This is a genomic window from Pseudomonas sp. AU12215 (assembly GCF_001675465.2).
Taxonomy (GTDB): Bacteria; Pseudomonadota; Gammaproteobacteria; order Pseudomonadales; family Pseudomonadaceae; genus Pseudomonas; species Pseudomonas nitroreducens.
In genome coordinates, this window is sequence record NZ_MACM02000153.1 from 102,855 (window position 1) to 126,744 (window position 23,890).

Genomic DNA, 23,890 nt, shown 5'->3' on the forward strand with positions numbered 1-23,890 from the left:
GAACCCCAGATGATTCCGCAGATCCTCACCAACACCAACCTCTTCGTCGACGGCGTCAGCTTTGCCGGTGACGTGCCCTCCCTGACCCTGCCGACCCTCAAGGTGAAGACCCAGGAGTACCGTGCCGGTGGCATGGACGCTCCGGTTCTGCTCGACGTCGGCCTGGAGGCCATGGAGGCGAAGTTCACCACCAACGGCGCGCGCCGCGAGGCCATGAAGTTTTTCGGCCTGAGCGACCAGGGAGCATTCAACGGCACCTTCCGCGGCTCCTTCAAGACCCAGAAGGGCGGCACCGTTCCGGTGGTCGCCACCGTCCGAGGCCTGCTCAAGGAGATCAACCCGGGCGACTGGAAAGCCGGCGACCTGGCCGCCTGTACCTACAGCGTGGCGGTCACCTACTACAAGCTGGAAGTCGAGGGCCGCGAGATGTTCGAGATCGACCCGGCCAACTCGGTGCGCAAGATCGACGGCGTCGACCAGCTCGCCGCCATGCGTAACGACCTGGGCGTCTGAGGAGAGCCGTGATGCAAGACTCTGTCAAACAGCCCGCGTGGCTGAGCCTTTCCGAGGACGCGGCGGTGGTGAAGCTGTCCCGTCCGACCTCCTGCAACGGCGTCGATGTGGACGTCCTCACCCTGCGTGCGCCGACCGTGCGTGACATCCGCCTGGCCAGCAAGGTGGCCAGTGATGACGAGGAGCGCGAGCTGCAACTGTTCGCCTCGCTGGTGCAGGTCAGCCGTCAGGACCTGGAGGGGCTCAAGCTCAGCGATTACCAGCGCCTGCAACACGCCTACTTTCGCCTGGTGCGAGAGGACGACGATGAGCTTCGCGCTGATGCGCCAGCTGGCGCGGCGACTGGCGACTGAGTCGGGCTTCACGGCCGGCGAACTGGAGTGCATGACCCTCAGCGACCTGCGTTGGTGGCTGGAGGACGAGGCGGGCTAGTTCGCCCTCGCGGAGCGTCGGGTGACCGGCGCTCCCTTGTCGTTGAAGTGGCGAATGTCGTCAGAGGGCGAGTGAAATGGAAATGAGTGAAAAGCCGGACGTGCTGGTGGCGGCTGTCGTCGGTCTGGGCAGCACGCTCGGCCGGGTGATAACGGACTCCGCCGTGCGCCTGGGAACCCTCGTTGGAAAACTGGATGCAAGTCTGCCCATGCGCACGCTGGTGGATGGCATCGATGCCGTTCTGGACAATCAGGATATCCGCCATCGCGCCAGTGAGCGCAACGCGGGGGAAACCAGGCTGGCGCTGCGACGGATCATCGATCTGCTGGGGCTGCGGTCGGCAGAGGTTCGCTTGCCGAAAATCACCGTCGGTGTAGCGCCAGCGGCGAGCGCACCGGCGAACGATTGGCAGCGAATGGAAACGGCGACAAAGTCGTTGTCCGAGCTGAACTCTGTCGGTGATGTCGCGCGATCTTCCTTGAGCGCGAGCCTCGCGTTTCGTGGGCGTCTGATGCAGGTTCGCGAAGCGGCAGGGCAACCCTACGACCCGGTCGCCGAGGCGGCATTGGGCAAGCGCGTTGTGATGGCGGCGGATGCTGCTGCGATGCCCCGCGAAAAGGTGCTGGACCTGGCGCAGGCGATGGCCGAGAGCAAGGTGCCGCTCCGCGATATGGACACGATGTTGCCGGTGGCGGCCAGGTTCGCCCAGGGGCAGGGCGTGTCGATGCAAACGACGGCACAGCTGATCAGCGCCCTGCAGCAGAAGGGGGGCATCAACAATGCCGCCGATCTGGAGCGGGCGTTGAGTGCAGTGGCGTGGCGTGGTCAGAAGGACGCGCCGTCGGTCGAGCTGTTCAGCCGCGATCTGCTTGGCAGACTGGCCTCGTTGCGGCCAGGAGACTCGCAGAAGACTGAGGCCTTGTTGCAGACCAGGCAGTCCCTGGCTGCTGCCCCGGCCGACCTGTTGCAGCAGGGCGTCAAGCAACATCAGGAATCTCCGCTGGGGCAGTTGGAGGCCAGCGAGCAGAAGATTTCCGGCGCCATGCTGGGAATGGGTGATGCCATGCTCAGCCATCAGGGCGCCCTGGAGTTTGTCGGCGGTGGTCTGCTGGCGCTGAAGTCCCTGATCGATGCAAAGAAATTCGTCGAGGACGCCAATGATGCAATGCCCTGGAACTGGGGCAAGCGCGAGGTCCAGGATGTCTTCGTCACCAACTGGCCGGCCTGCGTGTGCGACGGTCTCCTCGAGGGCAGGCCGAAAGGCAAGGGCAAAGGCAAGGGCGGCGGAAAATCGAAAACCGGCGGCTCGGGCAGTGCGGCGCGTGGCGGTATCTTCCAGCGCGCCCGGTCCACCCTGGGACGCGCCGCGGGAGCCGCCTCCGGATGGCTCGGCCGGGCGGCACAAACCGTGCGCTCTTCGCGTGTCGGCCGCGCCGCTGGTGGCATCCTGCGTCGTGGCGCAGGCCTGGCACGCCGCGTGGGTGCTTCCGGCATCGGAAGGGCGGCGGGCGGATTGGTACGGAAAGCTGGAGCGGGCTTGCGACGTTTCGGGCCGGTCAATGCCGCGTTGGCGATCGCCGATGTTGCCTCGGTCTATGCCAGTGACCAGTCGCCTGCGCAGAAGGCCGTCGGCTACGGCAAGGCCGGAGGCTCGGCCATTGGTGCGGCAGCAGGTGCTGCGCTAGGCACGCTGATTCCGATTCCCGTCGTGGGGACGCTGGTGGGCGGCGCCATCGGCGCGACCGTCGGCGAATGGATAGGTGGCAGGGTCGGCGCGCTGTTCGGTCCGTCGGACGAAGCAGCGAAATCGCAGTCTGCCGCGCCGGCCCCGGCAGCTCCGGTCGCCGCAGCTATGGCCGCCAACGCTCCAGCCAGCTGGACCTTTTCGCCGCAGGTGAGCATCAACGTGGCGGGCAATATCGTCAATCCGCAGCAACTGCTGGATGAGCTGGTCCCGGCAATGCGCCGGCTGATCGCTGAGGCCCAGCAGGAAAGGCAGCGCAATGCGCTGTTCGACACCGTCGTCATGTAGGGAGGCCCCATGACCTATCTGGAACAGTTCAATACCGGCCTCGGGATGATTGCGGGCGCTGCCACGACCGCCCGGCGCGACCTGGAGCAGGTCGCCGCACCGGTGGACAAGGCAATGCTGCACATTCGCAGCGGCGTCGCAGCGCTCGAAGGCCTGCCCGGCGTCACGCCCGAGGCGGCCGCCAAGCTCAAGCGCGTCACCGATGGCATCGTTCGTGCCCAGGGCAAGTTGCAGGACGGGGTGAAGAAAGCCCAGGCCGAGCAGGAAAAGCTGCAGAAGAACCTCGACAAGGCCAGGCAAGTGGCGGCCGAGGTCAACGAGCACGTGGAGAAGCTGGGAGAAGAGATCAGCAATGCCGGCCAGGCGGTGAACAAGGTGCTGGGCAAGATCGATCCGCGCCTGAAGGACATCCTGCCAAGCTCGGTGCTGGCACCCAGGCTCGACCCTTCCGAGCAGATGTGCAAGGTGCCGCAGCACCTGTTGATCATGACCCCGTTGAAGTCGACCGAGCAGACTTACTACTTCAACGTCGACACCACCGGCTTCCAGCGGCTGACCCGCACCAGCAGCTATGCCTGGAAGGACCAGGCACGGCTTGGTCGGCGCAGCGCGCAGCAGAGCGTCGGCCTGGGCCCGGAAACGCTCACGCTCAATGGCGTGGTCATGCCGCTGTTCATCCGTGCCGGCGACGCCTCGCAGCGCGTCGGCTGGAACCAGCCGCGGATGCTGCGCGACATCGCCGCGCTGAGCGAGCCGGTCCATCTCGGTACCGGCCGCGGCGATGACCTGGGCAACTGGTGCCTGACCAAGATCACCGAGACGCAGGAGGCGTTGTTCGCCAATGGCGTGCCGCGTCAGCAAACCCTCGACCTGGAGTTCACCCGCTATGGCGACGACGATAGTCAGAAGCGCTGACGGCGATCTGCTGGACCGCCTCTGCTACCAGCGCTACGGGCATCTCAATGGCTGCGTGGAAGCCGTGCTGGATGCCAATCCCGGACTGGCCGATGAGGCTCAACCGTTACGGGGCGGCGTGATCATCCGCCTGCCGGAACTGCTCGTGCCGGCAGACCAGAGCGTGCGCTTGTGGGAGTGACCACCGGCATTCGCTTCAGTAACCAGGCCCCGCTCAGGCGGGGCCATTTCATTCAGGGTGGCTTATGAAACCTGCCTTCCGCATCAGCGCCGACGGCGCGGACATTACTGCGCTGATCAGCGACCGGTTGATCGAACTGCAACTGACCGACAAGCCTGGCCTGGAGTCCGACACCTTCCAGATCACCATCGATGACCGCGATGGCGCCGTCACGCTGCCCCGGCGCGGCGCGGCGCTGGAGGTCTTCCTCGGCTACGGCGGCGCCCCGCTTACGCGCATGGGCCGCTATGTGGTGGATACGCTGACCTACAGCGGCATGCCGGACAACCTGGTGATCAAGGGCAAGAGCGGGGATATGCGCGGCCAGGGCAAGGCCGCCCGCAGTGGCAGTTGGGAAGGCATGAGCCTGGCGAACGTGGTGGCGGATATCGCGGCGCGCAATGGCTGGCGCGCGGCGTGCAATGTCGAGACAGTGATCGCGCGCATCGACCAGATTCGAGAGTCGGACTTCAACTTCATCACCCGGCTGGCCCGGCAGTACGACTGCACCGCTAAGCTGGCCAACAACTGCCTGCTGGTGCAGCCGCGCCAGTCTGGCCGCAGCGCCAGTGGGCAGGCGCTGGAGATACCGGTGCTGGGACGCGGGGACGTGGGTTCGTTCCGCTTTACCCTGGATGACCGCAAGGTCGTGGCAGCGGTGAAGGTGCCCTATCGCGGCGCCGACGGCGTGCAGAAGCAGGTTCGTGTGACCAACCCGGACGCACCCTCACAAATCGCCGCGGAGCATTGCGACCGCCACCCGCAGCCGGACGAGGCAGCCGCCCGGCGCGTCGCTGCGGCACGGTTGGCCGAGTTCAATCGCAACAGCGCTGAAGTGCAGCTGGACTTGCCCGGCCGCGCCGATCTGTTCGCCGAACTGACCATTGATCTGCAGGGCTTCAAGGCTGGGCTCGACGGCCGCTACCTGATCGACTCGGTCACCCAGCATTATTCCACGGGTGGCTGGACCACCACGGTGCAGTGCAACGGCGGGGCGCAGGGGAAGGGCAAGGCTGGGGAGGGCGGCTGAAATGCAAATCGACGAACGCCAGCTGCTGCTGATCCTGCCCAACGCCCGCCCTGTCGCGGGCGTTTTTCTTCCGGCACTCGACGCCGCCATGGGGGATTTCGGAATCGACACGCCGCCGCGTGTTGCTGCCTTCATCGCCCAGGTCGGCCATGAAAGTGCCCATCTGACCCGCTGCGTGGAAAGCCTGACTTACAGCGCCCAGCGTCTGGCCGCCGTCTGGCCCCGGCGCTTCCGCAGCGCCGACGGCTCGCCCACGGCGCTGGCGCGAGAGGTGGCGTACCAGCCGGAGCGCATTGCCAACCTCGTCTACGCCGGGCGCAACGGAAACGGTGACGAAGCCTCTGGCGACGGCTGGCGTTTTCGTGGACGCGGCCTGCTGCAGGTGACGGGACGGAGCAACTACCGCTCGGTTGGCGAAGGGTTCGCACAGCCCTTTGTCGCCCGCCCGCAACTGCTGGCGGAGCCACGCTGGGCGTGTCGATCCGCCGCCTGGTGGTGGCAGCGCAACGGACTTGGCGAGCTGGCGGACGCCGGGCGCTTCGAGGACATTACCCGGCGTATCAATGGCGGGCTCAATGGCCTGGAGGAGCGCTTGCTGCTCTGGCGGCGTGCGCAGGAGGTGCTGGGATGAGCCGTTTCTGGCTGGCGCTGGGGATGGCCGGCTTCCTGCTGGGTGGCCTGTTCGGCGGTTGGCTGGCGTCGCGCTTCTATGGCGGGCAGTTGCAGGGCCTGCAGCTCGAGCAGGCGCGCTGCAGCGAAGCCGGCAAGGCGCTGGAATCCCGGCTGGTGCTGCAGAACGAGCAACTCGACGCGTTGGCAGAAACCTCCCGCCAGCGTGCGGAGGCCGCCGAGCGAGCCCTGGCCCAGGCCCGTGACCTGGCGCAAAGCCATGAAGATGCCGCCAACCGATTGCTTCTGGAGCGCAGCGAGGGTGAAGAGTGCGCGGTGGTTCGTCAACTGATCGACCGGGAACTGCTGCCATGAAAGTGCTCATGCAGATCTTCCCGCTGTTGATCGCCGGTTGCACCGCAACTTCACCCAAGCCCGTGGAAATCCGTATTCCCATACCGGTGTCGTGCCAGGCACCGGCCATTGCAGCTCCCCGATTCGCCACCACCGCCCTGCGCCCGGCGGACGACCTGCAAACCAAGGTTCGTGCGCTGCTGGCCGAACGTCAGCAACACCTGGCCTACGAAACCCGCCTGCGTGCTGCCCTCCAGGCGTGCCAGTGAAACGTCCTACCTTCGTCGGCAGGGGCGCCGCGCGTATTGCGCTGGCGCCCGGCCTTGGGCTACTGTTCGGCCATCGCTAGGCGAGACCGCAACCGTGATCCACCGCACCCGCATCATCACCTCCCTCCTCAAGGCATTCGCCCGTTGGCGCTGGCGCGCCTGATTCCTTCTTTCCCGGCATAGCGCCGGTCTCTTCTTACGCGTCCATTTCTCCCATCCGCTGGCATAATTGCCAGATTCGCGCAGCCTACGAGGCCGCAACGGGTGTCGACGATGGCGCGATCCGAAAGCAGTGCAATCATGAGGTTCGAGCAGACATGCTGCTGATGATCGATAACTACGATTCCTTCACCTACAACCTGGTGCAGTACTTCGCCGAGTTGAAGGCCGACATCCACGTCATTCGCAACGATGAGTTGAGCGTCGACCAGATCGCCGCGCTCAATCCCGAGCGCATCGTCCTGTCCCCCGGTCCGTGCACCCCGAACGAAGCGGGTGTTTCCCTGGAAGTGATCGAACGCTTCGCCGGCAAGCTGCCACTGCTGGGCGTGTGCCTGGGCCACCAGTCCATCGGCCAGGCCTTCGGTGGTGACGTGGTGCGGGCGCGCCAGGTCATGCACGGCAAGGTCAGCCCGGTGTTCCACAAGGACCAGGGTGTATTCGCCGGCCTGAACAACCCGCTGACGCAGACCCGCTATCACTCCCTGGTGGTCAAGCGCGAGACGCTGCCCGATTGCCTGGAGATCACCGCCTGGACGGCGCTGGATGACGGCTCGGTCGACGAGATCATGGGCCTGCGCCACAAGACGCTGAACGTCGAGGGCGTGCAGTTCCACCCCGAGTCGATCCTCTCCGAACAGGGCCACGAGATGCTGGCCAACTTCCTCAAGCAGACCGGCGGGGTGCGCGCATGAATATCAAGGAAGCCCTCAACCGCGTGGTCAACCAGTTGGACCTGTCCACCGAGGAAATGCAGGACGTCATGCGCGAGATCATGACCGGGCAGTGCACCGACGCGCAGATCGGCGCGTTCCTCATGGGCATGCGCATGAAGAGCGAGACCATCGACGAGATCGTCGGCGCCGTCGCGGTGATGCGCGAGCTGGCTGACCAGGTCGAACTGGACAGCCTCAAGCACGTGGTCGACGTGGTCGGCACCGGCGGTGACGGCGCGAACATCTTCAACGTGTCCTCGGCGGCGGCCTTCGTCGTCGCCGCGGCGGGCGGCAAAGTCGCCAAGCACGGTAACCGTGCGGTCTCCGGCAAGAGCGGCAGCGCCGACCTGCTGGAAGCGGCCGGCATCTACCTGGACCTCAAGCCCGTCCAGGTGAAGCGCTGCATCGAGACCGTCGGCGTTGGCTTCATGTTCGCCCAGGTCCACCACAAGGCCATGAAGCACGCCGCCGGCCCGCGCCGCGAGCTGGGCCTGCGTACCCTGTTCAACATGCTCGGCCCGCTGACCAACCCGGCCGGTGTGAAACACCAGGTGGTCGGCGTGTTCAGCCAGGCGCTGTGCCGTCCGTTGGCCGAGGTGCTCAAGCGCCTGGGTAGCGAGCACATCCTGGTGGTGCATTCGCGCGATGGCCTGGACGAGTTCAGCCTCGCCGCACCGACCCATGTGGCCGAACTGAAGGACGGCGTGGTCACCGAGTACGAAGTGCAGCCGGAAGACTTCGACATCAAGAGCCAGAGCCTGATCGGCCTGACCGTGGACAGCCCGCAGCAGTCGCTGGAGCTGATCCGTGATGCCCTTGGCCGGCGCAAGACCGAGGCCGGGCAGAAGGCCGCCGAGCTGATTGTGCTCAACGCCGGCGCCGCGCTCTATGCGGCGGACCTGGCCACCAGCCTGCACGAAGGCATGCAATTGGCCCACGACGCCCTGCACACGGGGCTGGCGCGGGAGAAGATGGAAGAGCTGGCGGCCTTCACCGCCGTTTACCGAGAGGAGAACGCACAGTGAGTGTGCCGACGGTTCTGCAGAAGATCCTGGCCCGCAAGGCCGAAGAAGTCGCCGACCGCCGCAGTCGTGTGAGCATCGCCGAGCTGGAGCAACTGGCGCGTGCCGCGGATGCCCCGCGTGGTTTCGCCAATGCCCTGCTGGAGCGTGCCAAGCGCCGTGAGCCGGCGGTGATCGCCGAGGTGAAGAAGGCTTCCCCGAGCAAGGGTATCCTGCGCGAGAACTTCGACCCCGCCGACATTGCCCGCAGTTACGAGGAGGGCGGCGCCGCCTGCCTCTCCGTGCTGACCGACATCGATTTCTTCCTCGGCAGCGACGCCTACCTCAAGGAAGCCCGCGCGGCCTGCACGCTGCCGGTGATCCGCAAGGACTTCCTGATCGACCCGTATCAGGTGGTGGAAGCCCGCGCCATCGGCGCCGACTGCATCCTGCTGATCGTCTCGGCGCTGGATGACGTGCGCATGGCCGAGCTGGCTTCGGTGGCCAAGGACGTCGGCCTCGACGTGCTGGTGGAAGTGCACGACGCCCCGGAACTGGAGCGCGCGCTGAAGACCCTGGACACTCCGTTGGTCGGCATCAACAACCGCAACCTGCACACATTCGAAGTCAGCCTGGAGACCACTCTGGACCTGCTGCCGGAAATCCCGCGCGAGCGCATGGTGATCACCGAAAGCGGCATCCTCAACCGCGCCGATGTGGAGCTGATGGAAGTCAGCGACGTGTTCGGCTTCCTGGTCGGCGAAGCCTTCATGCGTGCCGACGAGCCGGGCACCGAGCTCAAGCGCCTGTTCTTCCCCGAGCGCAGCAAGGTCAAGCTGGGCGCCGATCCGGACTGACAGCTCCTACAGAGTCAGGACAACAAAAAAGCCGGCGATTGCCGGCTTTTTTGCGTTCTGGGGATGCTTCAGCGGGTGCCGAAGACCACCATGGTCTTGCCTTTCACATGCACCAGGCCCTGTTCCTCCAGGCTCTTGAGCACGCGGCCGACCATCTCGCGGGAGCAGCCGACGATGCGGCCGATCTCCTGGCGGGTGATCTTGATCTGCATGCCGTCCGGGTGGGTCATGGCGTCGGGCTGCTGGCACAGGTCCAGCAGGGTGCGGGCGACGCGGCCGGTGACATCGAGGAAGGCCAGGTCGCCGACCTTGCGCGTGGTCTTGCGCAGGCGATCGGCCATCTGGCTGCCCAGGGTGAAGAGAATCTCCGGATCCTGCTGGCTCAGTTCGCGGAATTTCGCGTAGCTGATCTCGGCGACTTCGCATTCGGTCTTGGCGCGGATCCAGGCGCTGCGCTCCTGGCCGGTGCTGCCTTCCTTCTCGAAGAGCCCCATCTCCCCGAAGAAATCGCCGGTGTTGAGGTACCCGATGATCATCTCGCGGCCATCGTCGTCCTCGATCAGGACAGTGACCGACCCTTTGATGATGAAGAACAGGCTCTCGCAGCGGTCCCCGGCGTAGATGATGGTGCTCTTGGCGGTGAAGCGGCGGCGATGACAATGCGCGAGCAACTTGTCGAGGTTCTTGATTTTGGGTGTGAGGGTAATAGCTACCATGCCCGAGTCCCGGAAAGAATAAAGAGTGGCCTTTGCACAACAGGCGCTAATGATTTTTTATGACCAGCTGTAGTGCCGTGCGTCCCTGGCTCGATCCCCCTCGATCCGCAGGGCGGCAGATTGCCTTGCTGAGCATTCTTGCGCGTACGTAAATCCGCAAGAGCTTAACAGACGACGTGTTACCAACAATCGGAAAGCTGGAACATTCGTGCGGGCAATTTCCTAGAGTGTGCCAGTAAACCGGCGCCAGCTTAAGTGATAAATGCATACTCGCCGTGTGGAAATGAGACCTGGGTAACAGCCGCAGGCCCCGGTGGGCGTGCTAGAGGGCTGTGTTAAGCTAACGCCCCTTTTTTCCGGCGGAGTCCTTTGCAATGAAAGCGCGAATCCAGTGGGCGGGCGAGGCCATGTTCCTCGGTGAATCCGGCAGCGGCCACGTGGTGGTAATGGACGGCCCGCCGGACGCCGGCGGCCGCAACCTGGGTGTGCGTCCGATGGAAATGCTGCTGCTTGGCCTCGGTGGCTGCACCAACTTCGATGTGGTCAGCATCCTGAAGAAAGGCCGTCAGCCGGTGGAGAGCTGTGAGGCCTTCCTCGAAGCCGAGCGCGCCGACGAAGACCCGAAGGTGTTCACCAAGATCCACGTGCATTTCGTGGTCAAGGGCCGTGGTCTGAAGGAAGCGCAGGTCAAGCGTGCGGTCGAACTGTCGGCCGAGAAATACTGCTCCGCCTCGATCATGCTCGGCCGCGCCGGCGTGGAGATCACCCACGATTACGAAATAGTGGAACTGGGCTGACAGCTTCCTTCATCCTTTCATCATCAAGGGTGCGCAAATTCTGGCAGAGGTCGCCTGACCTCTGCATAATGCGCCACCTTTTTTCAGGGCCTTCCGCCCGAAACCAGAAACCACAATCGCCATCGCGAAGAGGTGTAAACCGTCCTACGCAGGTGCGCCGTACGCATCTGACGGGCATGCTCAACCACGCGGCAGAGCCGCATTTGATGAGAGTTCTCCCACGGTGAAAAGCAAACTCAAGCTCCACGGGTTCAACAACCTGACGAAGACCTTGAGCTTCAACATCTATGACATCTGCTACGCCGAGACGCCTGAAGACCAGCAGGCCTACGTGCAGTACATCGACGAAGAGTACGATGCCGAGCGTCTCACGCAGATCCTCACCGATGTTGTCGACATCATTGGCGCAAACATCCTGAACATCGCCCGTCAGGATTACGATCCGCAAGGCGCCAGCGTAACCATCCTGATCTCCGAGCAGCCGGTCACCCCGACCGACAGCCAGATCGAGGAATCCCCGGGGCCGCTACCGGAAACCATCCTGGCGCACCTCGACAAGAGCCATATCACCGTGCACACCTATCCGGAGATTCATCCGGTGGAAGGCATCGCGACCTTCCGTGTGGATATCGATGTGTCGACCTGCGGCGTCATCTCGCCGCTCAAGGCGCTCAACTACCTCATCCACCAGTTCGACTCGGACATCGTCACCGTGGATTACCGCGTGCGCGGTTTCACCCGTGACGTGGAAGGCCGGAAGCACTTCATCGACCACGAGATCAACTCGATCCAGAACTACCTCTCCGACGACACGTACGAGGCCTATCAGATGACCGACGTGAACGTGTACCAGGAGAACCTGTTCCACACCAAGATGCTGCTCAAGGAGTTCGACCTGGACAACTACCTGTTCGGCGATGCCACGAGCAATCTCTCGCCCGAGCAGCGCAAGCAGGTGGAAGAGCGTGTCCGGCACGAGATGCTGGAGATCTTCTACGCGCGTAACATGCCGCGCTGATCGAGCTACTGCGCTGGAGATACGGCATTGAAAGGCCGGGCTGAAATGCTCATTTGCTCAAGCAGACTCCGCTTTCATACCGACTTTCCGCCTTGTCTCCCCTGCGCTCGTAACGCTCGATAGTAGAAACGAAAAAGGGGCGCCCACTGGGCGCCCCTTTTTTCGTTGCCGGCCGGATCAGATCCGGTAGGTGGACTTGGTCATCACCTTGGACAGCAGCGTCATGCCGAACTTCACCGGCGCCGGGAAGCGCAGGCCGCCAGCCTCGATGGCGCTGGTGGCGTGGTGCTCCTCGTCCTCGCGCATCTGCTCGAGGATGGCGCGGGACTTCTGGTCCTCGGCGGGGATTTCCGCCAGGTGTTCGTCCAGATGCTTGCACACCTGGTCTTCGGTGGCGGCGACGAAGCCCAGGCTGACGCGGTCGCTGATCAGCCCGGCGGCGGCGCCGACGCCGAAGGACAGCCCGTAGAAGAGCGGGTTGAGCACACTCGGACGACTGCCCAGTTCACGGATGCGCTGCTCACACCAGGCAAGATGGTCGACCTCTTCGTCGGCCGCTTCCTCCATGGCCTTGCGTACCTTCGGCAGCTTGGCGGTCAGCGCCTGGCCCTGGTACAGCGCCTGGGCGCAGACTTCGCCGGTGTGGTTGATGCGCATCAGACCGGCCACGTGGCGGGCATCAGTCTCGCTGAGCTCGGCGTCGGGCTGGACGATGGCAGGGGACGGGCGCCCCGGATGACCGCTGAACGGCAGCAGGGTGCGCAGTGCAGCATCGGCCTGCAGCAGGAAGCGGTCGGCGGGAGAGTAGTGACGGTCGGCGGACATGGCGCACCTCCGAGTAGGAACATTCGCCCGGCAGTTTACCGGATGGCGGATGACAGGTCTTGCCGAGGTGCGTGCAGCTTCCTTTTATCGACGGGGCGCCGATCAACCCGGCGGCCAGTGCATCTGGCGCTGACCCAGCACATGCATGTGGATGTGGTGCACGGTCTGGCCGCCCAGGTCGTTGCAGTTCATCACCACGCGGAAGCCCTCGTCGCAACCCTGCTCCTTTGCCAGCCGCTGGGCGGTGAAAAGGATGTGCCCGGCCAACGGCTTGTCTGCCTCGGTCAGGTCATTGAGGGTGGAGACGTGCTTCTTCGGGATCACCAGGAAATGCACGGGCGCCTGCGGGCCGATGTCGTGGAAGGCGATGACCTGGTCATCCTCATAGAGCTTGCGCGCGGGAATTTCCCCGGCGACGATCTTGCAGAACAGACAGTCCACGAAATGCACCTCCAGTCATATGGGCAGGAGCAGCAGTTTAGCGGCCGTCGACCGCCGCGCCCAGTTCCGGGCCGGCCAGCGCAAGGAGCGAGCGTGCAGAACGATATCCATGACCTGGGCCTGGTGCTCGACTCCAGGGTCAAACTGATCGTGATCGAATCCTGGGACGAGCCCAGGGTCCTGGAAACCCTGACCGGCCTGGCGGTACGGCGCGGGCTCAACTTGCAATTCTGGTCGGCGACCGAAGGCTTGCAGCGCCTGGGGTTCGGCGGCGAGCCCTTGGGCGAGGACGACAGCCGCGAGGCGGAGAATGCCCTGCGGCTGATCAAGGCCGATCCGCAGCCGAACCTCTATGTGCTCTGCGATCTGCATCCCTATCTGGCGGACAACCCGCGTGCCGTGCGCCTGCTCAAGGAGATCGCCATGGCCGAGGGGAATTTCCGCCCCACGGTGGTGCTGGTTTCCCATGCACTGAAGCTGCCCGCCGAGGTCCAGCGCTTCGCGGCGCGCTTTGCCCTATCGTTGCCGTCCGAGGATGAACTGGTGGGGCTGGTCCGCGAGGAAGCGACCCGCTGGAGCGAGCGTAACCGGGGCGCGCGGGTACGTACGGACAACCGCACGCTGCGCCAGGTGGTGAAGAACCTTCGCGGACTCACTCACGGTGAGGCGCGGCTGCTGGCGCGCAGCGTGATCTGCAATGACGGGGCGATCACCCAGGAAGACCTGCCGGAGCTCAACCGCACCAAGTTCGAGCTGCTCAACCTCGATGGCGTGCTCAGCTTCGAGCACAATACCGCGCGTTTCGCTGAAGTGGGCGGGCTGGCCAGCCTCAAGCGCTGGCTGGGCGAGCGGCAGAGCGCGTTCACCGAGGGCAAGGACAAGGACCTGCCCAAGGGCGTGCTGCTGGTGGGGGTGCAGGGTGGCGGCAAGAGCCTGGCGGCCAAGGCAATCGCCGGCCTTTGGGGCCTGCCACTGCTGCGCCTGGACTTCGGCAGCCTCTACAACAAGTACTTCGGTGAGACCGAGCGTAACCTGCGCGAGGCGTTGCGCCTCGCGGACAGCATGGCGCCCTGCGTGCTCTGGGCGGACGAAATCGAAAAAGGCGTGGCTACCGGAGATCAGGATAATGGCGTCAGCCAGCGCGTTCTGGCCACGTTGTTGACCTGGATGGCCGAGCGCAAGGCGCCGGTATTCATGGTCGCCACCGCCAACGCCATCGAGCGCCTGCCGCCGGAACTGGTGCGCAAGGGGCGCTTCGACGAGCTGTTCTTCGTCGACCTGCCGGACGACGAGGTACGCCAGGATATCTTCCGCATCCATCTGCAGCGTCGTGAATTGGACGCCGCCCAGTTCGAACTGGGCGAGCTGGCCGCTGCCACCGAGGGATTCTCCGGTGCGGAGATCGAGCAGGCAGTCGTCGGCGCGTTCTATGCCGCGCAGGCTCGGCAGAAGTCCGTGGACCAGGCGTTGCTGCTGGAGGAAATCCGCCGCACCGCGCCGCTGTCGGTGGTGATGGCTGAGGAGTTGGCAGCCCTGCGCGCGTGGGCCGATGGCCGCACGGTGCGCGCGGACTGAACCTGGCTAGCTGGCCAGGGCCAGGCGATTGACTCGGCCGGCCAGCTTGCGCAGGGCCCAGCGCGGCAGCAGGCGCACCGCGCAGGCGAAGAGTCGGTTGCGCCAGCCGGGGATGATGATCGCCGGTGCGCGGCGCAGTGCCTTCACCGCGAGGAAGGCGACTTCCTCGGGCGACATGATCCGCTTGCCATTGTCGAGCTTGCCCAGGCGCATGTCGGCGTTGCGGTAGAACGCCGTGCGGGTTGGGCCTGGGCAGAGCACGGAAACCTTGATGCCACGGCTTTTGAGCTCCTCGCGCAACCCCTCGGAGAAGTGCAGCACGAACGCCTTGCTGGCGTAGTAGCTGCTCATCCAGGGGCCGGGCAGGAGGCTCGCCATGGAGGCGACGTTGAGAATCCGCCCGCCGCCGCTGCGCTCCATCATCGCTCCGATGCCGTGGCACAGGCGCGCCAGGGCCAGCACATTGAGCTCCAGCAGCTCCTGCTCGCGGGACCAGTCCTGGTCGATGAAGGTGCCGGAGGTGCCGACACCGGCGTTGTTCACCAGCAGTTCGATCTGCCGCCCGCTCTGTTCCAACTCGTGGAGCAGTCCGGATATCTGCAGCGGTTCGGAGAGGTCGCAGACGCGGAATAGCACCTCCACCCCGAAACGCTGGGACAGTTCGCAGGCGATGCTGTCCAGCGCGTCGCGCTTGCGCGCCACCAGGATCAGCGCCTGGCCGCGACGTGCGAGGGCTTCGGCCAGGGCCAGGCCGATACCGCTGGAGGCGCCGGTGATGAGGGCAAAACGAGGCATTCAGGAGTCTCTGTGGCGGGGTGGCGTTCGACCACGCCCGCCACGGGTTGTTGCATTACTGATCCGAGTCGCCGCCTTCGGTGTCGCCACTGCTGAAGTCGCCGTCGGAGGGCTCCGCGGTGGCTGCCGGGTCGGCAGCTGCGTCGCCCTGCTGGGACTGCGCCTGCGCAGCCTGGGCGCGCTCGATGTAGCTTTGGTAGGCCGGGATCGCGATGGCGGCGAGGATACCGCCAAACACCGGGAACAGCAGCCAGGAGAAGGCCAGGACCTTGACGCCGGTGCTGTTGGGCGGCGGCGGCGGACCGAAGCGGTTGGCGGACTGCTCGCCGGGCATGAACAGCAGCAGCAGGCTGAGGACCACGTTGACGAAAGGCACCAGCAGCGCGAGCCAGAGCCAGCCGGACCAGCCCAAGTCATGCAGGCGCTGCACGCCGATCGGCACGCTGAAGACCATGGCGGCAATGACCACCGCGGCAATGGCGGCTACGCCCAGGGGCAGCGAAACGGCCATCAGCAGGCTGGCGACCAGGTAGGCGCCGAAAACGATGAAGGACAGTGCCGCTGACCAGCCAAGGTAGCGCACGCGGCCGATTCGGCCGGACAGGCTACGGACTTTCAGCTCGCCGAATTCTGGCAGGTCGTCGCCAACCTGTGCCTGGGGCGGCGCATAGGGCGATGTTGCGGTGTTCGGAGTGGGGGGCGCCGCGGTGGGGGCCGGGTTGGCTGCGAGCTCAGCCTGGCGCGCCAGGTATTTCTCGATGACGATGCCGCAGGCACTGCACTCGATGGCGCTGGCTTGCTCATGCCCGCACTTGGGGCAGGTCATCCGCTCGTTGCTGGCCGCTTCACCGGCCGCGCGGGCGGCCAGGGTCGCTTCGCTGGGGTGGTCATCGGTTTCCACCAGGCTGAGGCCCGCGACGCCTTCGGCTTCCTTGCGGGCGTTGGCACCAGCGCCATGGAGCGCGCGCAAGTACTTGTCGGCCTCGTCGCCGGACAGGTCGCGCTTGAGCACGACCGGCTGGCCGCTGAACAGCGCTTCGATCTTCGCGGCATCGCTCTTGAACAGGCGGGCGAGGTTTTCCTTGGCGGTCTCCAGTGGCGTCTGGGGCATCAGCGCGCCGTCGAACACGATCTTGAAGCGGGATTGGTCCATAGGGGCATCCTTGTCTTCTGGCTATGTTGGAATCGCTACAGCGTAATCGGGCCGCCGAAGGCCAACAAGCGGCCTCGGCGGATATCTCGTGAGCGGTGCCGCAGCTCAGACCAGCAGTTGGTTGGACAGGCCGGCGCTGCGGGTCAGGGCCTGGCGGTATTCATGGTCCAGGCGCGCGATCAGCTCGCCCACGGCCGGCAGGTCGCGGATATCGCCGACGCCCTGGCCGGCGGACCACACGGTCTTCCAGGCCTTGGCCTCGTCGCTCACCGGCTTGAGTTTCTCGCCGTAGTTGAGCGCGCCCTTGTCATTCAACCGCTGCATGTCGAAGCCGGCAGCCTCCAGACTCTGGCGCATGAAGCTGGCCGGTACGCCGGAAACGGCAGGGGTGTGGATGATATCGGCGGCGCGGGCGTCGAGCAGCATGTGCTTGTAGGCCTCCGAGGCCGCGCTTTCGCGGGTGGCGATGAAGCGGGTGCCGAGGTAGGCGAGGTCGGCGCCCAGCACCTGGGCGGCAAGGATCTCGTGGCCATGGTTGATGCAGCCGGCCAGCAGCAGGGTCTTGTCGAAGAACTGGCGAATCTCCGCGACCAGCGCGAAGGGGCTCCAGGTACCGGCATGGCCGCCGGCGCCTGCGGCCACCGCGATCAAGCCGTCGACCCCAGCTTCCGCCGCCTTCTCGGCGTGGCGACGGGTGGTGACGTCATGGAACACCAGGCCGCCATAGCTGTGCACGGCGTCGACCACCTCGCGCACCGCGCCCAGGCTGGTGATCACGATGGGCACCTTGTGCTCGACGCACAGTTTCAGGTCGGCCTGCAGGCGCGGATTGGTGTTGTGGACGATCAGGTTGACCGCATAGGGCGCTGCCTGCGGGTCGGCTGCCAGCCCGGCTTCGATCTCTTCCAGCCAGGCCTTGAAACCGCTGCTCTCGCGCTGGTTCAGTGCGGGGAAACTGCCGACGATGCCGCTCTTGCAGCACGCCAGCACCAGTTGCGGGGTGGAGACCAGGAACATCGGTGCCGCCACCAGGGGAATGCGCAGGCGGCGGTCGAGCAGGGCGGGCAGGGACATGACAGTCTCCTTGTCGGGATCAGAAGGGTTTGACGACCACCAGGATCACGATGGCGATCAGGAACAGTACCGGCACTTCGTTGAACCAGCGGTAGAACACATGGCTGCGCCCGTTCTCGCCACGCGCGAAGCGCTTGAGCATGGCGCCGCAGGCGTGGTGGTAGCCGATCAGCAGCACCACCAGCGTGAGCTTGGCGTGCATCCAGCCCTGGGTCAGCCAGGCGGGGTTGAGATAGAGCATCCAGGCACCGAGGACGATGGTGAGGATCATCGACGGGCCCATGATGCCGCGGTACAGCTTGCGCTCCATGACGCAGAAGCGTTCGCGGCTGGCGGCGTCCTCGCTCATGGCGTGGTAGACGAACAGGCGCGGGAGATAGAAGAGGCCGGCGAACCAGCAGACTACGGCAATGATGTGAAAGGCTTTCAACCACAGGTAAAGCATCGGGACGTCCTCGGATCACGGTTGAGCCGATAGTAGTGGCGCCGTGCAATGCCGTCATCCCTGTGGCGGCTGCAGTGTGGGAAAGTTCGTTCGACTGCGGTAATCGGTATCGCCAGGCGCCGATCAGGCCCCTGATCGGAAAGCGGAAACTCTTGCGCCGCGTACCCTCAATTCAGGCGGATTCGCTCTGTTCAGCGGGGGCGGTGGCTCATATCATGACTGCCCCTGAATTTGGCCCCATAGGTGGAGTGACAGGCAGATGATCAAGGTCGGTATCGTAGGCGGTACGGGTTATACGGGCGTGGAACTGCTGCGCCTGCTGGCACAGCATCCCCAGGCGCGCGTCGAGGTGATCACCTCGCGCTCCGAGGAGGGCGTGAAAGTCGCCGACATGTACCCGAACCTGCGAGGCCACTACGACGGCCTGGCCTTCAGCGTGCCGGACGTGAAACGTCTGGGCGAGTGCGACGTGGTGTTCTTCGCTACTCCCCATGGCGTGGCCCACGCGCTGGCCGGCGAACTGCTGGCCACCGGTACCCGGGTGATCGACCTGTCCGCGGACTTCCGCCTGCAGGACGCCGAGGAGTGGGCCAAGTGGTACGGCCAGCCGCACGGCGCGCCGGAGCTGCTGCCCGAGGCCGTCTACGGCTTGCCGGAAGTGAATCGTGAGGCCATCAAGTCCGCACGCCTGATCGCCGTTCCCGGCTGCTACCCGACTGCCACTCAACTCGGCTTCATTCCGCTGCTGGAGAACGGCCTGGCCGACGCCAGCCAGCTGATCGCCGACTGCAAGTCCGGTGTCAGCGGCGCCGGTCGTGGCGCCAAGGTCGGCTCGCTGTTCTGCGAGGCCGGCGAAAGCATGATGGCGTACTCGGTGAAAGGTCACCGGCACTTGCCGGAAATCAGCCAGGGCCTGCGTCGCGCGGCCAAGGGCGATGTCGGCCTGACCTTCGTGCCGCACCTGACCCCGATGATCCGCGGCATCCATGCGACGCTTTACGCACGCGTCGCTGACCGTGGTGTCGATCTGCAGAAGCTCTATGAAGAGCGTTACGCCAATGAGCCGTTCGTCGACGTGATGCCCGCCGGCAGCCATCCGGAAACCCGCAGCGTGCGTGGCGCCAACGTCTGCCGCATCGCGGTGCACCGTCCCCAGGGCGGCGACCTGGTGGTGATCCTGTCGGTCATCGACAACCTGGTGAAGGGCGCGTCCGGCCAGGCGATCCAGAACATGAACATCCTCTTCGGTCTGGACGAGCACCTGGGCCTGTCCAACGTCGCGCTGCTGCCGTAAGGAAAGATTGCCCTGGAAGGCGGTCGATTGATCTGGACCAATGGATGAGTCGGATTAGTTGACCGTTTTTCTGGGGTAAGCGGATAATAGTCCGCAATGTTGTAACGTACGGCTTCGGCCGGGAGAGTTGTCACCATGACCATCGAAACCTTCACCCCCACTCCGCTGATGTTCTCGCAAGGCGCTGCGAACAAGGTGAAGAACCTGATCGACGAAGAAGGCAATCCGCGCCTCAAGCTGCGGGTTTTCGTCACGGGCGGTGGCTGTTCGGGCTTCCAGTACGGGTTCACCTTCGATGAAGACACCGCGGAGGACGACACCATCGTCGAGCGCGACGGCGTCAACCTCGTGGTCGATCCGATGAGCTTCCAGTATCTCGCCGGTGCGGAAGTGGACTACCAGGAAGGTCTCGAAGGTTCGCGGTTCGTCATCAAGAACCCGAACGCAGCGACCACCTGCGGCTGCGGTCAGTCCTTCTCGATCTGATGCCGTAAAAGCGAAAACGCCGCGCCGATGCGCGGCGTTTTTGTTTGTGGATGGGTTCAGGCGGGGTAGAGCGCGCCTAGGATTCGAGGACCTTGTGCGGCCGTGACTTCCGGGCAGTTGCCAGGCTCACGCTCCAGGAAGCGGTGGGCCAGCCAGGCGAACGCCATGGCCTCCATCCACTCTGGCGGCACGCCGCGGTCGATGCTGCTGATCACGCTGGCGCCGGGCATATGGGCGGCCAGACGCTGCATCAACGTGACGTTGAAGGCGCCCCCGCCGCAAACCACTACTTCCTCGCAGCCGGGCTGCGCTTCCAGCAGCGCTGCGGCGATGCTTTGCGCGGTCAGCTCCAGCAGGGTCGCCTGTACATCTTCGTCCTTGACCGGGTCGTGCTTGGCCAGGACCGCGTTCAGCCAATTCAGGTTGAAGCGTTCGCGTCCGGTGCTCTTCGGGCCTTTCGCGGCAAAGAACTCATCGGACAGCATCTTCTGCAGTAGCGCCTGATCGATGCTGCCGCTGGCAGCCCAGGCGCCGTCACGGTCATAGGCTTCGCCGCGCTGCTCCTGAATCCAGGCATCCAGCAGCACGTTGCCGGGGCCGCAATCGAATCCGCGAACCGGTTCGCCGGGGCTCAGCAGCGAAACGTTGCTGAAGCCGCCCACGTTGAGGATGGCGCACTCGCGGCCATCGCTGCCGAACAGCGCGCGGTGGAAAGCGGGCACCAGCGGTGCGCCCTGGCCGCCGGCGGCGACGTCACGACGACGGAAGTCGGCCACCACATCGATGCCGCTCAGCTCGGCGAGCAGCGCCGGGTTGCCGATCTGCACGGTGAAGCCCAGGTGCGGTTCATGGCGAATGGTCTGGCCGTGGCTGCCAATCGCGCGAACGGCGCTTGCGGCCAGATTCTCGCGAGCCAGGAGGTCGTTGATGCCTTGTGCGGCGAGACGCACCCAGCGGTTTTCCGCGAGAGCGCTGCGGGCGATTTCGTCAGGGCCGGGAGAGCAGAGTGCCAGGAGATCGGCACGCAGCGCCGCAGGCATGGGAAGGTAGTGGGAGGCGAGCAGAGTGGTCTGCTCGCCTTGCTCGATCAGGGCGATGTCCAGTCCATCGAGACTGGTCCCGGACATTACCCCCAGATAGAGCGGCATCGATCAGCGCTTGTTCAGGGCCAGGAAGGTTGCCTTCTCCTGGTCCATGCGCGCGATCAGCGGTTGCGCCTGAGCCATGAAGCGCTTGCGCTCCGGACCGGTCAGCGGGTCGGCGGTCGGCAGCTTGGCACTCAGCGGATCGACGTGCTGGCCGTTGACCTGGAACTCGTAATGCAGGTGCGGGCCGGTGGCCAGCCCGGTCATGCCGACGTAACCGATAATCTGGCCCTGCTTCACTGCCACGCCGGAGCGGATGCCCTTGGCGAAGCGGCTCATGTGGCCGTAAACGGTGCGATAGCGCTGGCCGTGCTGGATCACCACGGCGTTACCGTAGCCACCCTTGCGGCCGGCTTCGAGGATCTTGCCGTCGCCGGTCGCCTTGATCGGGGTGCCGATCGGCGCTGCGTAGTCCACGCCCTTGTGTGCTCGAATCTTGTTCAGGATGGGATGGAAGCGCCCAATAGAGAAGCGCGAACTGATACGGGCGAAGTCCACCGGGGTGCGGATGAACGCCTTGCGCATGCTGCTGCCATCCGCGCGCAGGTAGCTGGTGTTGCCCTGCTTGTTGGTGTAGCGCACCGCGGTGTATTCCTTGCCGCGGTTGACGAAGCGCACCGCGAGGATACTGCCGGTGCCGACCTGCTTGCCCTTCACCTGCTGGGATTCGTAGATCACGTCGAACTCGTCACCCTGGCGAATATCCTGGGCGAAGTCGATGTCGTAGCCCAGGACGTTGGCCATCGACATGATCAGGTCGTGAGACAGCCCAGCGTTGCGGCCTGCGACGAACAGCGAGCTGTCGATGCGGCCGTGGGCATAGTTGGCGTGGACTGAAGGTTTGACCAGGTCGCGCTTGAAGTCATAGCCCTTGGCAGACTTCGCCAGGCTGATGGTCTCCAGATCGCTGCGCTTGACCTTGAGGCCCTGCAACTCGCCCTTGGAATCGATAAGGAAGTCCACGTCCTGGCCGACATCAAGACGGGTGAACTGCTTGGCGTCCTTGTTGGCGGCAAGCATGTCGTGCACGGCGTTCGCCGGCAGGCCGGCCTTCGCGAACACGTTGGAAAGAGTGTCGCCCTTGCCCACGGTCACGCTTTTCCACGCAGGTTCTGCGGAAGCGGAGGGGGAGGGTTGCTGGTTCGAATCGGCGAGATCGTTCTTCTTTTCTGCGTCTTTTCCGGCGCTGTTCTGGTTGTCGGGCTGCCCTTCTATCTGCGCGAAAGGGGAGGAGCTGCCGTCTTCCGTGACCGGAGCGGGTCGAAGGTCGTCTTTTTCCTGGAGAATCTGCTCGGTGCCGTTTTCCAGCTCGAGATTGAGCGTGGTCTTCTTCGCCTCGACCTCGGCCGAGGGGAACACCAGCAGAGCCAGGCTGAGGAGCGCTGCTACACCGCTTGCGGCCAGCAGATGGCTCTTCGGGTAGTACGGCGCTTTCTGATCGGATTGCGTCATGGCGTGAGTGGTGTTTTTGGAATGTGAAATAACTGCCTAAAATATAACCAAATTCCCTCTGAAGCAACCCTGATGTCGGGCTTCTGACGTCCTGTCCTCTGGCGCTGGGCAAAACTTGTTTTTAGTGCCTGTTCTTGTATCGTTGGTTCCCTTTCGCAATTCGCAACGTACAGGAAACTGCAATGAAGTCGGTCGAAGAGCAGCTGGCGCTGATCAAGCGCGGAGCAGACGAAATTCTCGTGGAGGCCGAGCTGATCGAAAAGCTCAAGCGCGGCCAGCCCCTGCGTATCAAGGCCGGCTTCGACCCGACCGCTCCTGACCTGCACCTGGGGCATACCGTCCTTATTAATAAGCTGCGCCAATTCCAGGAGCTGGGCCATCAGGTGATCTTCCTGATCGGCGACTTCACTGGGATGATCGGTGACCCGAGCGGTAAGAGTGTTACCCGTCCACCCCTCACTCGCGAGCAGGTTCTCGACAACGCCGAGACGTACAAAGCCCAGGTCTTCAAGATTCTCGACCCCGCGAAGACCGAGGTGGCGTTCAATTCCACCTGGATGGACCAGCTTTCCCCCGCTGATTTCATTCGTCTGGCTTCCCAGTACACCGTTGCTCGTATGCTGGAACGCGATGACTTTAGCAAACGCTATGCCAGCAACCAGTCCATCGCCATTCACGAGTTCCTTTACCCGCTGGTTCAGGGCTACGACTCGGTAGCGCTGCGGGCGGACGTCGAGCTCGGCGGCACCGATCAGAAATTCAACCTGCTGATGGGGCGCGAGCTCCAGCGTGCCTATGAGCAGGAGCCGCAGTGCATCCTGACCATGCCGCTGCTTGAAGGTCTGGATGGCGTGAAGAAGATGTCCAAGTCCCTGGGCAACTACATCGGTATCCAGGAAGCGCCGGGTGTCATGTACAGCAAGCTGGTCTCCATTCCTGACACCTTGATGTGGCGTTACTTCGAGCTGCTCAGCTTCCGCTCCATGGAGGAGATCGATGGTTTCCGCAAGGATGTAGAGGCTGGCGCCAACCCGCGTGACATCAAGATCAAGCTGGCCGAAGAGATCGTCGCTCGCTTCCATGGCGAAGAAGCTGCTGCTTCGGCGCACAAGTCCGCTGGTAACCGTCTTAAGGAAGGCGAGTTGCCGGAAGATCTGCCGGAAGTGGAAGTGGCGGCGGCAGAAGACCTGCCCATCGGTGCCGTCCTTAATAAGGCAGGGCTGGTGAAGAACTCTGCAGTCGCTCGCGACCTGCTGTCTTCTGGTGGCGTGCGTGTGGATGGCGACGTGGTGGATCGCAGCTTTGTCTTCAAAGTCGGCGCTACTCACGTGCTGCAGGCCGGCAAGAAGGCCTTCGCTCGTGTTTCCCTGGTCGCTGAGTGAAGAAAGTTTAAATTAGTCGTTGACGACCAATTTAAACTCCCTATAATGCGCACCACTCCCAGCGGCGAAGCGCTGAAAGAACTTGAAAATCAAGTACTTGCAGAGATTAGAGGTTGGGAGTGGTG

Annotated in this window: 27 protein-coding genes; 18 read left to right on the forward strand and 9 right to left on the reverse strand. The window is 64.3% G+C overall.

Annotated features, from left to right (window positions below; all coding sequences use genetic code 11):
- The first annotated feature begins 9 nt into the window (after window positions 1–9).
- From A9513_RS23435 to trpC, 12 genes are all read left to right on the forward strand, one after another.
- A complete protein-coding gene (locus A9513_RS23435; protein WP_024763578.1) occupies window positions 10–513 on the forward strand; it encodes a phage major tail tube protein in 504 nt (167 codons plus the stop codon).
- 11 nt (window positions 514–524) lie between these two features.
- Entirely contained in the window at window positions 525–866 is a 342-nt protein-coding gene (locus tag A9513_RS23440; RefSeq protein ID WP_024763577.1) for a phage tail assembly protein, read from the forward strand.
- Between the two features lie 155 nt (window positions 867–1,021).
- Window positions 1,022–2,977, forward strand: a complete 1,956-nt coding sequence (locus A9513_RS23445) for a glycine zipper domain-containing protein (protein ID WP_065085712.1) — start codon at window positions 1,022–1,024, stop codon at window positions 2,975–2,977.
- Window positions 2,978–2,986: 9 nt separating this feature from the next.
- Entirely contained in the window at window positions 2,987–3,892 is a 906-nt protein-coding gene (locus tag A9513_RS23450) for a phage tail protein (protein WP_024763575.1), read from the forward strand.
- Window positions 3,864–4,073, forward strand: coding sequence for a tail protein X (locus A9513_RS23455; protein WP_024763574.1), 210 nt, complete (start codon window positions 3,864–3,866; stop codon window positions 4,071–4,073). Before A9513_RS23450 ends, A9513_RS23455 begins: the two co-directional genes overlap by 29 nt.
- A gap of 64 nt (window positions 4,074–4,137) precedes the next feature.
- Window positions 4,138–5,142, forward strand: coding sequence for a phage late control D family protein (locus A9513_RS23460; protein WP_024763573.1), 1,005 nt, complete (start codon window positions 4,138–4,140; stop codon window positions 5,140–5,142).
- 1 nt (window position 5,143) lies between these two features.
- Window positions 5,144–5,773 carry a glycoside hydrolase family 19 protein gene (locus tag A9513_RS23465; RefSeq protein ID WP_024763572.1) on the forward strand — a complete coding sequence of 210 codons (630 nt, stop codon included), beginning with the start codon at window positions 5,144–5,146 and terminating at the stop codon, window positions 5,771–5,773.
- Window positions 5,770–6,126, forward strand: a complete 357-nt coding sequence (locus A9513_RS23470) for a hypothetical protein (protein ID WP_024763571.1) — start codon at window positions 5,770–5,772, stop codon at window positions 6,124–6,126. Before A9513_RS23465 ends, A9513_RS23470 begins: the two co-directional genes overlap by 4 nt.
- Window positions 6,123–6,374: a hypothetical protein gene (locus A9513_RS23475; RefSeq protein WP_024763570.1), complete on the forward strand. Its 252-nt coding sequence runs from the start codon at window positions 6,123–6,125 to the stop codon at window positions 6,372–6,374. Before A9513_RS23470 ends, A9513_RS23475 begins: the two co-directional genes overlap by 4 nt.
- A gap of 317 nt (window positions 6,375–6,691) precedes the next feature.
- Window positions 6,692–7,288: an aminodeoxychorismate/anthranilate synthase component II gene (locus tag A9513_RS23480; protein ID WP_065085713.1), complete on the forward strand. Its 597-nt coding sequence runs from the start codon at window positions 6,692–6,694 to the stop codon at window positions 7,286–7,288.
- Window positions 7,285–8,334 (forward strand): anthranilate phosphoribosyltransferase, encoded by a 1,050-nt coding sequence (trpD, locus tag A9513_RS23485; RefSeq protein ID WP_024763568.1) that lies wholly within the window; start codon window positions 7,285–7,287, stop codon window positions 8,332–8,334. The genes A9513_RS23480 and trpD overlap by 4 nt, the downstream gene beginning before the upstream one ends.
- Window positions 8,331–9,167: an indole-3-glycerol phosphate synthase TrpC gene (trpC, locus tag A9513_RS23490; protein WP_024763567.1), complete on the forward strand. Its 837-nt coding sequence runs from the start codon at window positions 8,331–8,333 to the stop codon at window positions 9,165–9,167. Before trpD ends, trpC begins: the two co-directional genes overlap by 4 nt.
- A gap of 68 nt (window positions 9,168–9,235) precedes the next feature.
- Here the strand turns inward: trpC and crp are convergent, their stop codons facing one another.
- Complete coding sequence (gene crp / locus A9513_RS23495; RefSeq protein ID WP_024763566.1) at window positions 9,236–9,883, reverse strand: cAMP-activated global transcriptional regulator CRP; 648 nt, start codon at window positions 9,881–9,883, stop codon at window positions 9,236–9,238.
- Window positions 9,884–10,257: 374 nt separating this feature from the next.
- Between crp and A9513_RS23500 the strand changes: the two genes are divergently transcribed.
- Together A9513_RS23500 and speD are read left to right on the forward strand one after the other, a co-directional pair.
- On the forward strand, window positions 10,258–10,680 hold the full coding sequence (locus tag A9513_RS23500) for an OsmC family protein (protein ID WP_015475289.1): 423 nt from the start codon (window positions 10,258–10,260) through the stop codon (window positions 10,678–10,680).
- A gap of 223 nt (window positions 10,681–10,903) precedes the next feature.
- Entirely contained in the window at window positions 10,904–11,698 is a 795-nt protein-coding gene (gene speD, locus A9513_RS23505) for an adenosylmethionine decarboxylase (protein ID WP_024763565.1), read from the forward strand.
- Window positions 11,699–11,875: 177 nt separating this feature from the next.
- Here speD and coq7 read toward each other — a convergent pair whose 3' ends face one another.
- Together coq7 and A9513_RS23515 are read right to left on the reverse strand one after the other, a co-directional pair.
- Complete coding sequence (coq7, locus tag A9513_RS23510) at window positions 11,876–12,523, reverse strand: 2-polyprenyl-3-methyl-6-methoxy-1,4-benzoquinone monooxygenase (protein WP_024763564.1); 648 nt, start codon at window positions 12,521–12,523, stop codon at window positions 11,876–11,878.
- Between the two features lie 102 nt (window positions 12,524–12,625).
- Window positions 12,626–12,964, reverse strand: coding sequence for a histidine triad nucleotide-binding protein (locus tag A9513_RS23515; protein WP_024763563.1), 339 nt, complete (start codon window positions 12,962–12,964; stop codon window positions 12,626–12,628).
- Between the two features lie 93 nt (window positions 12,965–13,057).
- On the opposite strand from A9513_RS23515, the gene A9513_RS23520 reads away from it, so the two are divergent.
- Window positions 13,058–14,539: an AAA family ATPase gene (locus A9513_RS23520; RefSeq protein ID WP_065085714.1), complete on the forward strand. Its 1,482-nt coding sequence runs from the start codon at window positions 13,058–13,060 to the stop codon at window positions 14,537–14,539.
- Between the two features lie 6 nt (window positions 14,540–14,545).
- On the opposite strand, the gene A9513_RS23525 is transcribed toward A9513_RS23520, so the two are convergent.
- The 4 genes from A9513_RS23525 to hemJ all read right to left on the reverse strand — a co-directional run bounded on the left by A9513_RS23525 (window position 14,546) and on the right by hemJ (window position 18,006).
- Entirely contained in the window at window positions 14,546–15,334 is a 789-nt protein-coding gene (locus A9513_RS23525) for an SDR family oxidoreductase (protein WP_065085715.1), read from the reverse strand.
- Between the two features lie 55 nt (window positions 15,335–15,389).
- Entirely contained in the window at window positions 15,390–16,487 is a 1,098-nt protein-coding gene (locus A9513_RS23530; RefSeq protein WP_065085716.1) for a DUF805 domain-containing protein, read from the reverse strand.
- Between the two features lie 105 nt (window positions 16,488–16,592).
- On the reverse strand, window positions 16,593–17,561 hold the full coding sequence (locus A9513_RS23535) for a nitronate monooxygenase family protein (RefSeq protein ID WP_024763559.1): 969 nt from the start codon (window positions 17,559–17,561) through the stop codon (window positions 16,593–16,595).
- A 19-nt stretch (window positions 17,562–17,580) separates the two neighbouring features.
- Window positions 17,581–18,006, reverse strand: a complete 426-nt coding sequence (gene hemJ, locus A9513_RS23540) for a protoporphyrinogen oxidase HemJ (RefSeq protein WP_065085717.1) — start codon at window positions 18,004–18,006, stop codon at window positions 17,581–17,583.
- A 259-nt stretch (window positions 18,007–18,265) separates the two neighbouring features.
- Between hemJ and argC the strand changes: the two genes are divergently transcribed.
- Both argC and erpA read left to right on the forward strand, forming a co-directional pair.
- Entirely contained in the window at window positions 18,266–19,300 is a 1,035-nt protein-coding gene (gene argC / locus A9513_RS23545) for an N-acetyl-gamma-glutamyl-phosphate reductase (RefSeq protein WP_045212607.1), read from the forward strand.
- 135 nt (window positions 19,301–19,435) lie between these two features.
- Window positions 19,436–19,786, forward strand: a complete 351-nt coding sequence (erpA, locus tag A9513_RS23550) for an iron-sulfur cluster insertion protein ErpA (RefSeq protein ID WP_024763556.1) — start codon at window positions 19,436–19,438, stop codon at window positions 19,784–19,786.
- Between the two features lie 56 nt (window positions 19,787–19,842).
- Here the strand turns inward: erpA and A9513_RS23555 are convergent, their stop codons facing one another.
- Together A9513_RS23555 and A9513_RS23560 are read right to left on the reverse strand one after the other, a co-directional pair.
- A complete protein-coding gene (locus A9513_RS23555; RefSeq protein WP_065085718.1) occupies window positions 19,843–20,934 on the reverse strand; it encodes an anhydro-N-acetylmuramic acid kinase in 1,092 nt (363 codons plus the stop codon).
- 3 nt (window positions 20,935–20,937) lie between these two features.
- Window positions 20,938–22,383, reverse strand: coding sequence for a peptidoglycan DD-metalloendopeptidase family protein (locus tag A9513_RS23560; RefSeq protein ID WP_065085719.1), 1,446 nt, complete (start codon window positions 22,381–22,383; stop codon window positions 20,938–20,940).
- 182 nt (window positions 22,384–22,565) lie between these two features.
- On the opposite strand from A9513_RS23560, the gene tyrS reads away from it, so the two are divergent.
- Window positions 22,566–23,765 (forward strand): tyrosine--tRNA ligase, encoded by a 1,200-nt coding sequence (gene tyrS / locus A9513_RS23565; protein ID WP_024763553.1) that lies wholly within the window; start codon window positions 22,566–22,568, stop codon window positions 23,763–23,765.
- The last annotated feature ends 125 nt before the right edge of the window (window positions 23,766–23,890 follow it).

Excerpts from the sequence above, each read along its gene's own strand:
- A9513_RS23435 (WP_024763578.1), top strand. The coding sequence starts at position 10 with ATGATTCCGCAGATCCTCACCAACACCAACCTCTTCGTCGACGGCGTC.
- A9513_RS23440 (WP_024763577.1), top strand. The coding sequence starts at position 525 with ATGCAAGACTCTGTCAAACAGCCCGCGTGGCTGAGCCTTTCCGAGGAC.
- A9513_RS23445 (WP_065085712.1), top strand. The coding sequence starts at position 1,022 with ATGGAAATGAGTGAAAAGCCGGACGTGCTGGTGGCGGCTGTCGTCGGT.
- A9513_RS23450 (WP_024763575.1), top strand. The coding sequence starts at position 2,987 with ATGACCTATCTGGAACAGTTCAATACCGGCCTCGGGATGATTGCGGGC.
- A9513_RS23455 (WP_024763574.1), top strand. The coding sequence starts at position 3,864 with ATGGCGACGACGATAGTCAGAAGCGCTGACGGCGATCTGCTGGACCGC.
- A9513_RS23460 (WP_024763573.1), top strand. The coding sequence starts at position 4,138 with ATGAAACCTGCCTTCCGCATCAGCGCCGACGGCGCGGACATTACTGCG.
- A9513_RS23465 (WP_024763572.1), top strand. The coding sequence starts at position 5,144 with ATGCAAATCGACGAACGCCAGCTGCTGCTGATCCTGCCCAACGCCCGC.
- A9513_RS23470 (WP_024763571.1), top strand. The coding sequence starts at position 5,770 with ATGAGCCGTTTCTGGCTGGCGCTGGGGATGGCCGGCTTCCTGCTGGGT.
- A9513_RS23475 (WP_024763570.1), top strand. The coding sequence starts at position 6,123 with ATGAAAGTGCTCATGCAGATCTTCCCGCTGTTGATCGCCGGTTGCACC.
- A9513_RS23480 (WP_065085713.1), top strand. The coding sequence starts at position 6,692 with ATGCTGCTGATGATCGATAACTACGATTCCTTCACCTACAACCTGGTG.
- trpD (WP_024763568.1), top strand. The coding sequence starts at position 7,285 with ATGAATATCAAGGAAGCCCTCAACCGCGTGGTCAACCAGTTGGACCTG.
- crp (WP_024763566.1), bottom strand. The coding sequence starts at position 9,883 with ATGGTAGCTATTACCCTCACACCCAAAATCAAGAACCTCGACAAGTTG.
- A9513_RS23500 (WP_015475289.1), top strand. The coding sequence starts at position 10,258 with ATGAAAGCGCGAATCCAGTGGGCGGGCGAGGCCATGTTCCTCGGTGAA.
- coq7 (WP_024763564.1), bottom strand. The coding sequence starts at position 12,523 with ATGTCCGCCGACCGTCACTACTCTCCCGCCGACCGCTTCCTGCTGCAG.
- A9513_RS23525 (WP_065085715.1), bottom strand. The coding sequence starts at position 15,334 with ATGCCTCGTTTTGCCCTCATCACCGGCGCCTCCAGCGGTATCGGCCTG.
- A9513_RS23530 (WP_065085716.1), bottom strand. The coding sequence starts at position 16,487 with ATGGACCAATCCCGCTTCAAGATCGTGTTCGACGGCGCGCTGATGCCC.
- A9513_RS23535 (WP_024763559.1), bottom strand. The coding sequence starts at position 17,561 with ATGTCCCTGCCCGCCCTGCTCGACCGCCGCCTGCGCATTCCCCTGGTG.
- hemJ (WP_065085717.1), bottom strand. The coding sequence starts at position 18,006 with ATGCTTTACCTGTGGTTGAAAGCCTTTCACATCATTGCCGTAGTCTGC.
- argC (WP_045212607.1), top strand. The coding sequence starts at position 18,266 with ATGATCAAGGTCGGTATCGTAGGCGGTACGGGTTATACGGGCGTGGAA.
- erpA (WP_024763556.1), top strand. The coding sequence starts at position 19,436 with ATGACCATCGAAACCTTCACCCCCACTCCGCTGATGTTCTCGCAAGGC.
- A9513_RS23555 (WP_065085718.1), bottom strand. The coding sequence starts at position 20,934 with ATGCCGCTCTATCTGGGGGTAATGTCCGGGACCAGTCTCGATGGACTG.
- A9513_RS23560 (WP_065085719.1), bottom strand. The coding sequence starts at position 22,383 with ATGACGCAATCCGATCAGAAAGCGCCGTACTACCCGAAGAGCCATCTG.
- tyrS (WP_024763553.1), top strand. The coding sequence starts at position 22,566 with ATGAAGTCGGTCGAAGAGCAGCTGGCGCTGATCAAGCGCGGAGCAGAC.